Here is a 9,637-nt window from a genome sequence, read left to right as displayed (position 1 = left end):
TCGAGTACTTCAAACGATGTTGCCTCTGGTTTTAAACTTTTTCTTGCCAAGTTTTTGCACCATTATTTCGCTACAAGGTCAAGATTACAGGATTTCCGCTCTTCTCTAGTAAGTTTTGCCACGCTAGCTAATAACTGACTGCCCATAATCGATTACTGTTTGCAAATCGAATAAAGAACCTTGAGTGAAAAGTTGCTGTACCATTGGACTATATGATTTTAATTTTCACTCTTGAAAAAGCGAAGCTAATATGTGAGCTTTATTAGCTATCAAACAGGCACATAACGTTCACTATTTTTCAGGAAATAAGTTAGCCTCCGTTGAGCAGTTGGAGGCTAGGAATAAATTATTAGTAAAAAAGGAAGAGAGAAAGGAAATTTTTATCCCTTTCCCCTTTTACCTTCTTAGTTTTATGCAGTTGTACGCGGTCTACTTGGCTTGCGCTTGCCTGAAGAATTTAGATCAGCCTTTTTACTACTCCAAAGATTGGAAACAAATCGCCACTGCTGTTAAAGATGCCTCCAATTGGCGCTGTTCTCGTTGCAATCGCCTCTGCTTGCGCCCTGGCGAGAACCCATCAGAGCTATCGAAATCCCAACGCCGGGTTTATAACCTTCAAGTACACCATTACGACTTCGACCCATCCGATTCGGGCGAGGCAATATTTCACCTGGGCAATTATCCCTGTTTCAATCAAATGGTGCATGAATATATTGATGCCTAGAAATTATCCTTATAAATAGAACACCGATTACAGAACCGATGCCCAGCAAAACTATTGAAGTCCGAGAGTATACCGTCAGAGCGCACAAGCGGGAAATTCATACTCGCGTTTTCAACTTTGTATGTAAGCAATGCGAACAGCCCACACAACGAGAAACCTTTGGTGTCCGACCACTCTACTGTGAGCAATGCCGTCCGCCACAAGCACCCAAGCAATCCAAAATAGTCCCTATAGGCAAGAGGAAACCCAGAGCTATGAACTACTTGAGTGGTAAAGACATAGCTGGATGATTTGTTGTCTCAAGGGTGAGTGAAGCAGTGCGCTCATTCGCCCAACCTAATTCAAACTGGTAAAAGGTAACTCTAATGAATTCACATTAAACATATTTTCTTCTTCGATTTATCTGTGGGATTAAGAAAACTTTCCAGATTAAGATTAATTGGTAAGCAACTTCAACACAATTCTCAAATCATACACTGGCTCACAAGTAGTAATACAATCAGGGGCGTGAGTTCGAGATGAACGAGTATGACCAATACCAACCGTCAAACCGAATATGATTCGCCGTGGAAACAGATACTACAACTGTATTTTGAAGAGTTCATGCTGTTTTTCTTCCCCCAAGTACATGGAGAAATAGACTGGACACGACAGCCTGAGTTTTTGGACAAAGAATTAGAGCAGGTAGTGCGTGATGCAGAACTTGGAAGCCGACTGGCAGATAAGCTCGTAAAAATCTATCTCAAAGATGGTTCAGAAACCTGGGTATTGATTCATGTGGAAATCCAATCCCAGGAAGAGTCGAACTTTGGGAGAAGAATGTACACCTACAACTATCGAATCTATGATAGATATAAACGTCCAGTGGTATCTTTGGCAGTGTTAGGTGATGAACGTGCCAACTGGCGACCGAATCAGTTTGGTTATGAGTTGTTCGGTTGTAGTGTGAATTTTCAATTTCCAGTGATCAAACTGATAGACTATCAACAAAGACAGTCTGAATTAGAAGCTAGTCGTAACCCGTTTGCTACAGTAGTAATGGCACATTTAGCGGCATTAGAAACCCGTAATGATAGGTTACAGCGCAAGCAATCCAAGCTGGCTTTAGTGCGACGACTGTATAACCAAGGATTTGAGCGTCAGGATATTCTAAATTTATTGGCTTTTATAGACTGGATGCTAACGCTACCATTAGATTTAGAACGAGAGTTTCTTTTTGAAGTAGAGCAATTGGAGTCAGAGCAACGTATGCAGTATGTTACTTCTTTTGAGCGCAGTGGTATTCGTCAGGGATTGTTAGAAGGGATTAAATTGGGTTTAAAACTGAAATTTGGTACGGATGGGTCAAGCCTATTACCAGAAATTTCAACAATTGAGGGTGTGGAGCAATTGAGAGCAGTTCTTACAGGACTGGAAGCAGCCAGCACAATTGAAGAATTGCGCCAAATTTACCACTCACCCACAACAGACACCTAATCAGATTAGCCAACCGCCACCAACCAATCGCACACCACAGACCTACAGTCGCTCCCAAACTTAACCCAAACTTGCCACTGCCCAAGATAAGCATTCCAGTAAGGCTCACCATCAGCAATTCCAACAGCCTCACCAAGCTGGTTTTCCAGCTGTTGGTAGAACTGTCCAACACTGCCGAGTCCTTGCCGCAGCTTTAGGTGTAACCCCTTCCATCCAAGGACTTCAGGATCTTCCTGGGTAAATGTTTGGGGAATGTCATCTGATATTGTGCCAGTCACTTGTGTTGGGAACTCTATATTATTAGTGACTGACACCGACTCACTAAGAAACAGTTCATCCCGATTGAACCATTGGCGAAAAACCGAATCACGCTCATCATCAGGGGCAACAAACCGATAAACGCACTCCCGATTTTCACGCTTGCCCAATCGACCAACATAATCCAGTTTCAAATCAATTTTGGCAAGTAACTTCTGAGCGATCGCTATGGAAGTAAGTTTTTCTGAGATAGTCACATTCAAGTAATTCTTGATAACGTGTCTGTGCTGAACAGCCAGTGCCTTAAACTTCAGCATCTTCTCATCAGACCCCCGCAACTGAACGTCTGGTGTAATAAACTGCAACAGATTGAGATTTTCCAGTAACAACACAGCAGGCAATAACTGCCCCTTGTTAAAATCTGGTTTCCAAACCGAATTCTCTCCTGCCTCTAATTGCGCCTTAGCCCGTTTCGCATCACGGTTGGTTAGAAATTCCCGCCCCAGCGTCAAATAGTAGTGCATCCGCAATTGAGGATACCAGCCGTCGTCATCTTTCTCGACTAAATCAGGGGTTACATCAATTTCGTAACGACGGGACAATTCAGCCTTGCGTTGCTGGTGTCGCTCGGTTTTCGTTTTCGCCCTTGTGTCAAGGAGCTTCTTGAGTTCGGCATCAGAGATGGTTGAAGAATCCGCGATCGCTTTACACTCCGCAGCATACAATTCAACAGATGCCGCCTTAACCGACTCGATTACAGCCCCACTCACATCGTCATCAGCATCGTCGGCATCGATAATTGTATAACCATCCTCGACCAAACCCGCAAGCACAGACTCTCTATAGCGCCGCATCTCTACGTTGATGACAGAGCCACGCTTGCCCCAAGTCTGCAAAGATTCGGGCTGAAAATTCTGATCAACAAAGCTGTAATCGTCATTATCCGCCGCCGATAACAGCGCAATGTTCGCTTGTGTGGCAACGTGTTGACTTCTGAGTAATCCCCCTATGGATGTGGAACCATTGCCCACAACCGACATCCCCCACTCTCTTACCCAAATGTGACGGTCAACTGTCTCCCTAACCCTTGCCAACATTTGCCGCACAGAGTTAACCGGCTGCACTCCCTGAAAAATCCCCCAAACAGCGCTGAAATGCCCTCGAATGTCGATGGATACCCCAGTTTCTAAACTTGGAGAAGCAATAACTAAATCATACTGGGTGAGAATTTCGTTCAGATGAGCGATACAGCCGAAAGCTGCATGAGATGGATCAGCAACGGATTCGCTGTCAATTCTCAAGATTCGCAAGTGTGGGAATTTGCGGCGAAAACGTTCCTCAAGCGCCTGGGTTCCCCATTTAGACTTAGCTTTTTGAGCAGAGCAGCACAATAGATGATGCCCACCAATGAAGATCGCCCGATCAAGAGCAGCAATCAAATTCTTCGGATTACTACCAGAATAGTTGTAACAGTTTCCGGCTACGTGACGATAATTGTTGACGATGACGAACGGGTTAACTCGATATTCACCAGCGAGTGATAAAACATACTTCACATCTGTGTCAGAAACATCGGCACTAGACAGGTAAATCTTTCCCCTACTGCTGCCCAAAACATTCTGCACTAACTGCTTGAGGTTTTTGAGAACAGATACCCGACGTTTCTGCACTTCAGTACCAGAGTTAAGCAAATGCCAGAAAACTTGGTCACATTCATCGATAATAATGACATCATTCGCCCAGCCATTAGGGTTGAATCGCGCCTGACTTTCTTGATGCAATGAATCAACGCACACCCCGTATCCTAATAATGTGCCTGTTTCATTCGTGCGGACTTCGGTAACATAGTTAACACCGAAGCGGTTACACAATGCCTCACCTAGCTGGATGCGGTGGGTAATAATTAATACCCGTCTTTCTTGGTCATGGGCTTTCGCCACCTCAGTTGCAAGCCATTCGGTTTTACCAGTGCCTTTGGGGGCTTTGAGGATAATTAGCTTTTCACCTTCGGGTACGAGCAACTGACCCAGGAATCTTTGGTTGAGTGTAATGGCAGGGGGATAGGTCAACAGAGTGAACAGCTTTATTTCCCACAACTCCAGTGCAACGGCAGTGTTGTAGAGTGCATCAAATGTCGGCTGACCTTTGGCAACGATAAAATCATCAACCCCTTTTTCTGCCCCTAACGGTAAATCAATCACTCGCAGCGAACAACCCTCGTTTACCAGCAGCCGTCCCATGCGACTGATGGCGGTTCTGACTCGCTGGATTGTCTCAGGTTTGTTGTCCTGGTCAAAGCAGATGTTAACCTGTCTCCCCTGTGTTGCAAAATGTTTCAAGTCGGGAATGAGGTTTGGTTTACCGATGGCAGTACCGTACTCATCCTGGGGTGTGCGGTATCCAGCGTTTACTCCCGGAATTGCGATCGCAGCATAACCAGCAGTCAGTAATGCCCCTGCTTTCTTGACACCTTCCACGATGGTCACTGGTACATTATGTTGCCAAACCCAGTGCCAGAAGCCACCAGGATGCTGTAGGTCTTCTTCAGTAATGGGAATACCGCTACGATTGGAGACTTTCACCCAAATGCGATTCGGCACTAGGAGGAAGAAAGCGCGTGTCTCTTCTCTAAATGGGTGTTCGTACTTGATGAGCTTGTGGATCTTCTGGCGGTCGCGTCGGGGATGGTCGGGTTTGAAGCAGCCCCACATCATCAGGACGTAGTTGTTGAGCGGGTCAACTCCACTGCACCACCAGCCGCCTAGTTCAATGTGCTGGTATTTCTTTAAATCGCGATCGCGCAGTCGTCCATCGTTGCGACGAGAGATTTTGGGACTGTAGAGCAGATATTCGTAGGGTAAAGTCCCAGACAGCGATCGCACATTCAGATGAAAGATTTCTTCGTCAACCCCGCTACTGAGCCACTCTTGTAGGTGCTTGGCTTGAGAATCGGTCGGTAAAAATGTCATATTCCCTCTAATATTTTGACGCATGGGAATTTTGCGGTATATGGTCATACCGCTTTTAAGGTTTGTTACGCAGACACGGGTTAAAGGACTGTTGTTTTTAGTTCAGCCGTCAGATGAGAAATATCTTGTTAGTTGGAGTGATTGGCTTTAAAACAGACACAATAGTACATCTGAACTAAGCGAGGAATATAATACACCATTTTGGAAAATTGGATTGAAACTCAAAACAAGCTGCCTTCTTCAGATCCTTCTCCCTGTATGCGGTCGAAAAGTCAAATTAATACGTGTGCTAACCACTTTGTTGGTCTTGGGAACTTGGTGAAGATGTGTAGACTGACAGCCTGGGTGCATCACGAGTAAACTGCCGTGTTCGAGCCAGAAATCCGTTGGTTTGCCGCCGATGGGTTTTATCTGGAATTTGCGACATGAACCCAGGCTTATAGAAGCAATCGCAGGGTTAAATCCCATTGATGCCTCGCTGTCAGAGTGCCAGCCGATAGAATCTTGGCCACTCCTGTACTGATTGCCGATGACAATGCGGAAGTTGTAGCCAGTAGCAGCAGTAATCCTATCTCGCAGTTGGGCTAGCGATGAAGTTCAAGGCAGTGGTTTGAGTAATACACTTTTGGAGTAAAGGTAATCACAGCCCTCATCCCCGTAAATGCACTCCAGACGCGGAACGGGCATAGTTTTACCCAACATCCTGATTTGGTTTTGCTGCCATTGCAGTCCTTGGCAATGTTGGTAAAGTTCGTCGGCTTCTTCCTTGTTCAGAAATTCTGGATAATAGTTGACTGGTAAAGTAGGAGCAGATTCGGGAAATAAAGTTAGTTGTTGCATAATTCTCCTTTAGCAATCGCTTGAACAATTTCTTCTGCCCGTTCTTGTGAAATAGCCTGTTCTGGATTTTTGTAAAACCCAACGATTTGAGACTTGGGACGAATAATAATTTGCTGCTTTGTTGCGCGTTTGTCCCACACAAAGCATGAGATGGTAACGTTATCGGTAGCCCAACGAGTACCCCGTTTGTCTTTCCGAAAGCAGAAGCGCGGCATGATTAGAACAAGTGACGGTGGGTATTGCTGCAAGAAATCCGCGCGGTCGTCACAAGGTTCGAGAAAGCTGGTAAGTAAAAAAGCAGCGACACCTACACGCGCATTCTGGTAGGCATTCTTGATAATTGGTGCAGCAAACTCCGAATATGGTGGATTAGTACAGATCCAATCGCACTCTGGCAAAGAACCCCATGACTCGGATAGTGTCGCATCCAGATGGTAATCAGCCGCTTTATGTGGATCAATATCGTTCGTCCACATTTGCTTGGTGTAGGGCCACACTCTAAGTAAAGAAGCGATCGCTCCATGCCCCACACACGGCTCACCAATCACACCAGACAATCTGACATGACGCAATAACTCAGTAGTAAACCACGACGGAGACTCGTAAAAGTTCAGTGGATGTCTACCAACAGTTTCTGTTGATGCACTTGTATGTGGTTGTGGTATCAGCAGTTGTGTGCCAGTCATACTGAATCCTCACTAAATTCAATGTGGCTTAAAATCTGAAGTTCAGCAGCTAATCCACTTAAGAAATTTTGGAGTTCGACTGTTGCTAATTCTTTGGATATCTCCTTTTCTGATGTATAAATAAGTTGCTTGCAATGCCCAAAGTAAACTTCTGTACGAGTTAAGTTTTGCTCTGTATCAGTTAACAGAGTCAAAGTAAATCTTCCAAGTTTACAAAAGTAATACTGACGGGTTGCACAAGAAGTATCTCCTTGATGCCAAGTAATATTGGTTTTTGAACCAATGTGAGCGCTAATAGATTCAAAATCTACTTGGTAAATATTCAAATCTGCTTGCATTTCTCCACTGTTGTAGTAGCCAACAATGTGTTGCCTGATTCCATCAAATGATAGGCTATCGGGGATATTAATATGGGCAACAGATGCAACTTTTTCAACTACTGTGACTACGACTTCCATATCTCCTGCCTCAAACTCCAAATTCAAAAACTTTAATTCCATCAACATCAACCGGATTCAGGTTAATTAATCCGCCGCCAGCGTAATTACAAGGAATCTTGCGCTTATCCTTATCATCAAAAGCATCTTTACAAACTGGCATCCATCGTCCTACACAAGAAAATCCTGCGGCAGAAGATGGAGCGCCAGCTTTTTTGTAATCTTGGACAGAAGCAATGTGACCGCAACATGGACACAAAAAAATCCATTGCATCTTGTCTTGTCCAAATAGTGTTTCTCCAAGAGTTAGCCACTGTTCTTTATTCATATTTAATCCTCCTCATCTTCTAATTCTTCGTCTTCATGGAAACTTACCCCAAATAATTCATGAATAAAAGCTCCTACTTTTTTCCAATCAACTTGGGCTTCAGCTACTTCCGGCATAGGATATTTTTTAGTGATTCTTTTAAAACTAGAAAAATCTGACCAAGTCCACTCGCCTAACTTATCTGATTCAGTCTCAGTTAGGTAATTTAGGCTAATAATATAATCTTGTACTCTTTCTTTGATTTGTTCTCTGTCGCCAAATTTCCAAAACTCACCAAACCAAGTAATTACTTTTTTTGTGCTGTCTGTTACTGATTCGTCTTCCTCCACCTCCTCATCTGAACATTCATCTTCGATGGATTCAAATTCTTGAATAGCAAACAAAGCCATAGCCACACACGCTCTTTCTGCTGGATGTGTAGCTGATTGCATTCGATATGATTCGGGGACTACATAGCCTTGGATCGCGTAGAATTTCTTAGCTAGTTTTTCAATCAATACATCTTTCTGGAAGTAGCCGAGTTCCATATCTTTTCCCCTCAAGGTAAAATTTACCTTTGTTGTAAAAGTCTTAATTCTTGATTACTGGCCGATCGCTGTGCTTGACCAATGACCGATGACCAATATCTAATGACCGATGACCGATGACCATCAAGCAGTAACTACAGCTTTCTTACTAGCGAAAGCCCCCGCCTGCCTTAGCGCTGCACCAGGACTGGGATGAGCGAAGAACTCTTCTATAGCTTTGGTCAACCCAGCCACAACAGCCGGTTCGTGGCAAGCGTAGACATAGATGGGCTGTTGCACACCGTTAACCAATCGCGTTTCTTGGCGATCGCCCAAGTGTGGGTAGAATGTTCTCACCCATGTGCCCAAGTGTCCCCGATAGTGAGCGCCGCTCAGGGGGACTTTTTTTCCAAGTTCGCTCTCTGCAAAGTTGACTACGCCAAGCCACTTTTCTTGTGTGCCGGAGAGTGACTGTTTGTTGTAGTCAGCTATCAGATTGGCGGCGAAGTCTTTGCAATTTTGTTCCATGTATGGGTTGAGTCTGCCACCGGTAAGTTCGGCTAAAGTCTTCATTGCTTTGACAAAAGTATCTAGCCGTTGCTCGACTGGAGGAAGGACTGGTACATGATTTTGGTTTTGAGATGCAATTGTGTTGGGTATCGCTGCAACGATTTCAATAAGTATCGTTCGGATCTGTGCGGCCACCTCCGATTGTTGTAGTAACATCGCAATCCTGAGAGCGCCTAAAGGACTAAAAACTCTCGCTTTTGGTGTTCTGGGACTTAGACAGAATGTCTGTCTAACATCCTTAAGCGATTGCCCCACAAGGGTTTCAGTCTCTTGGAGGTTAAATTCTTCTTGATTGCTTCTGTACAATTCTTTAATCGCTGATTCACTCACCTCGAAGTATTCTGCAATCTGTGCAGTGGTGGCCCAACCACTACCATTCCAGACAGCGAAAATTATTGCTTTAGCCTTGGAGAGAATAGATAAAGCTTTGTCGCTCTCAAAATTCGTTAAAGCTGAAGTCCTCAGTGTTCTCGACTCCAACAATACGGACTGATTTAAAGGTAAATTCATGTTGGCTCCTTGAAGAGGTAGGGGAGAAATCGGTTTATTAGTAAGCGGCTTCGGTTGTCCAGGGAAATCGGCTCAAGTCCGGGTGTTGAGCTTCAAAAAAGATGAACTCGTTCTCGTCCCAGTCGAGATGAAGGGCAAGACGAATTTTGTCAGGGTCTAATCTTTCAACACTTTTACCCCGCCAACAGTTAGCCCCTGTTAGCTCCCCTGACTTTTCCCGTTAAGTCTGTTTTGCAAGCTGCCAACCTTCACAGAGGTCGTGTAATTTTAACCAACCTCGCCACAGTACCTGGATACCAATTGGTGTTTTGCTTCGATGTTCTAGGTAGCCGC

11 protein-coding genes are annotated in these 9,637 nt (G+C 44.5%); 3 read left to right on the top strand and 8 right to left on the bottom strand.

Annotated features, from left to right (window positions below; all coding sequences use genetic code 11):
• Nucleotides 1-412 precede the first annotated feature (412 nt).
• From LC653_RS42600 to LC653_RS42590, 3 genes are all read left to right on the top strand, one after another.
• Entirely contained in the window at nucleotides 413-724 is a 312-nt protein-coding gene (locus LC653_RS42600) for a hypothetical protein (RefSeq protein WP_229501310.1), read from the top strand.
• Between the two features lie 38 nt (nucleotides 725-762).
• Nucleotides 763-1,014, top strand: a complete 252-nt coding sequence (locus LC653_RS42595; protein ID WP_229501309.1) for a hypothetical protein — start codon at nucleotides 763-765, stop codon at nucleotides 1,012-1,014.
• Nucleotides 1,015-1,252: 238 nt separating this feature from the next.
• Nucleotides 1,253-2,200: an RpnC/YadD family protein gene (locus tag LC653_RS42590; protein WP_229501308.1), complete on the top strand. Its 948-nt coding sequence runs from the start codon at nucleotides 1,253-1,255 to the stop codon at nucleotides 2,198-2,200.
• Between the two features lie 5 nt (nucleotides 2,201-2,205).
• Here LC653_RS42590 and LC653_RS42585 read toward each other — a convergent pair whose 3' ends face one another.
• The 8 genes from LC653_RS42585 to LC653_RS42550 all read right to left on the bottom strand — a co-directional run bounded on the left by LC653_RS42585 (nucleotide 2,206) and on the right by LC653_RS42550 (nucleotide 9,304).
• Complete coding sequence (locus tag LC653_RS42585; RefSeq protein ID WP_229501307.1) at nucleotides 2,206-5,427, bottom strand: plasmid replication protein, CyRepA1 family; 3,222 nt, start codon at nucleotides 5,425-5,427, stop codon at nucleotides 2,206-2,208.
• Nucleotides 5,428-5,667: 240 nt separating this feature from the next.
• Nucleotides 5,668-5,958 (bottom strand): alpha-ketoglutarate-dependent dioxygenase AlkB family protein, encoded by a 291-nt coding sequence (locus LC653_RS42580; RefSeq protein ID WP_229501311.1) that lies wholly within the window; start codon nucleotides 5,956-5,958, stop codon nucleotides 5,668-5,670.
• Between the two features lie 66 nt (nucleotides 5,959-6,024).
• The gene (locus LC653_RS42575; RefSeq protein ID WP_229501306.1) at nucleotides 6,025-6,267 is read right to left on the bottom strand and encodes an alpha-ketoglutarate-dependent dioxygenase AlkB family protein; all 243 of its coding nucleotides are present in this window, start codon (nucleotides 6,265-6,267) and stop codon (nucleotides 6,025-6,027) included.
• Nucleotides 6,255-6,953: a hypothetical protein gene (locus LC653_RS42570; protein ID WP_229501305.1), complete on the bottom strand. Its 699-nt coding sequence runs from the start codon at nucleotides 6,951-6,953 to the stop codon at nucleotides 6,255-6,257. The genes LC653_RS42575 and LC653_RS42570 overlap by 13 nt, the downstream gene beginning before the upstream one ends.
• Entirely contained in the window at nucleotides 6,950-7,411 is a 462-nt protein-coding gene (locus tag LC653_RS42565) for a hypothetical protein (RefSeq protein ID WP_229501304.1), read from the bottom strand. Before LC653_RS42565 ends, LC653_RS42570 begins: the two co-directional genes overlap by 4 nt.
• 10 nt (nucleotides 7,412-7,421) lie before the next feature.
• On the bottom strand, nucleotides 7,422-7,718 hold the full coding sequence (locus LC653_RS42560) for a VVA0879 family protein (protein WP_229501303.1): 297 nt from the start codon (nucleotides 7,716-7,718) through the stop codon (nucleotides 7,422-7,424).
• Nucleotides 7,719-7,720: 2 nt separating this feature from the next.
• Nucleotides 7,721-8,245: a hypothetical protein gene (locus tag LC653_RS42555; protein ID WP_229501302.1), complete on the bottom strand. Its 525-nt coding sequence runs from the start codon at nucleotides 8,243-8,245 to the stop codon at nucleotides 7,721-7,723.
• A gap of 123 nt (nucleotides 8,246-8,368) precedes the next feature.
• Complete coding sequence (locus LC653_RS42550) at nucleotides 8,369-9,304, bottom strand: hypothetical protein (protein WP_229501301.1); 936 nt, start codon at nucleotides 9,302-9,304, stop codon at nucleotides 8,369-8,371.
• Between the last annotated feature and the right edge of the window lie 333 nt (nucleotides 9,305-9,637).

This window comes from Nostoc mirabile CHAB5784 (assembly GCF_020829645.1).
Lineage (GTDB): Bacteria > Cyanobacteriota > Cyanobacteriia > Cyanobacteriales > Nostocaceae > Nostoc > Nostoc mirabile.
Note: the sequence above shows the minus strand (reverse complement) of the source record. Positions and strands in the feature narration are given on the sequence as shown.

What these genes read in the sequence shown, in the direction of transcription:
- LC653_RS42600 (WP_229501310.1), top strand. Translation starts at nt 413, where the DNA reads ATGCAGTTGTACGCGGTCTACTTGGCTTGCGCTTGCCTGAAGAATTTA.
- LC653_RS42595 (WP_229501309.1), top strand. Translation starts at nt 763, where the DNA reads ATGCCCAGCAAAACTATTGAAGTCCGAGAGTATACCGTCAGAGCGCAC.
- LC653_RS42590 (WP_229501308.1), top strand. Translation starts at nt 1,253, where the DNA reads ATGACCAATACCAACCGTCAAACCGAATATGATTCGCCGTGGAAACAG.
- LC653_RS42585 (WP_229501307.1), bottom strand. Translation starts at nt 5,427, where the DNA reads ATGACATTTTTACCGACCGATTCTCAAGCCAAGCACCTACAAGAGTGG.
- LC653_RS42575 (WP_229501306.1), bottom strand. Translation starts at nt 6,267, where the DNA reads ATGCAACAACTAACTTTATTTCCCGAATCTGCTCCTACTTTACCAGTC.
- LC653_RS42570 (WP_229501305.1), bottom strand. Translation starts at nt 6,953, where the DNA reads ATGACTGGCACACAACTGCTGATACCACAACCACATACAAGTGCATCA.
- LC653_RS42565 (WP_229501304.1), bottom strand. Translation starts at nt 7,411, where the DNA reads ATGGAAGTCGTAGTCACAGTAGTTGAAAAAGTTGCATCTGTTGCCCAT.
- LC653_RS42560 (WP_229501303.1), bottom strand. Translation starts at nt 7,718, where the DNA reads ATGAATAAAGAACAGTGGCTAACTCTTGGAGAAACACTATTTGGACAA.
- LC653_RS42555 (WP_229501302.1), bottom strand. Translation starts at nt 8,245, where the DNA reads ATGGAACTCGGCTACTTCCAGAAAGATGTATTGATTGAAAAACTAGCT.
- LC653_RS42550 (WP_229501301.1), bottom strand. Translation starts at nt 9,304, where the DNA reads ATGAATTTACCTTTAAATCAGTCCGTATTGTTGGAGTCGAGAACACTG.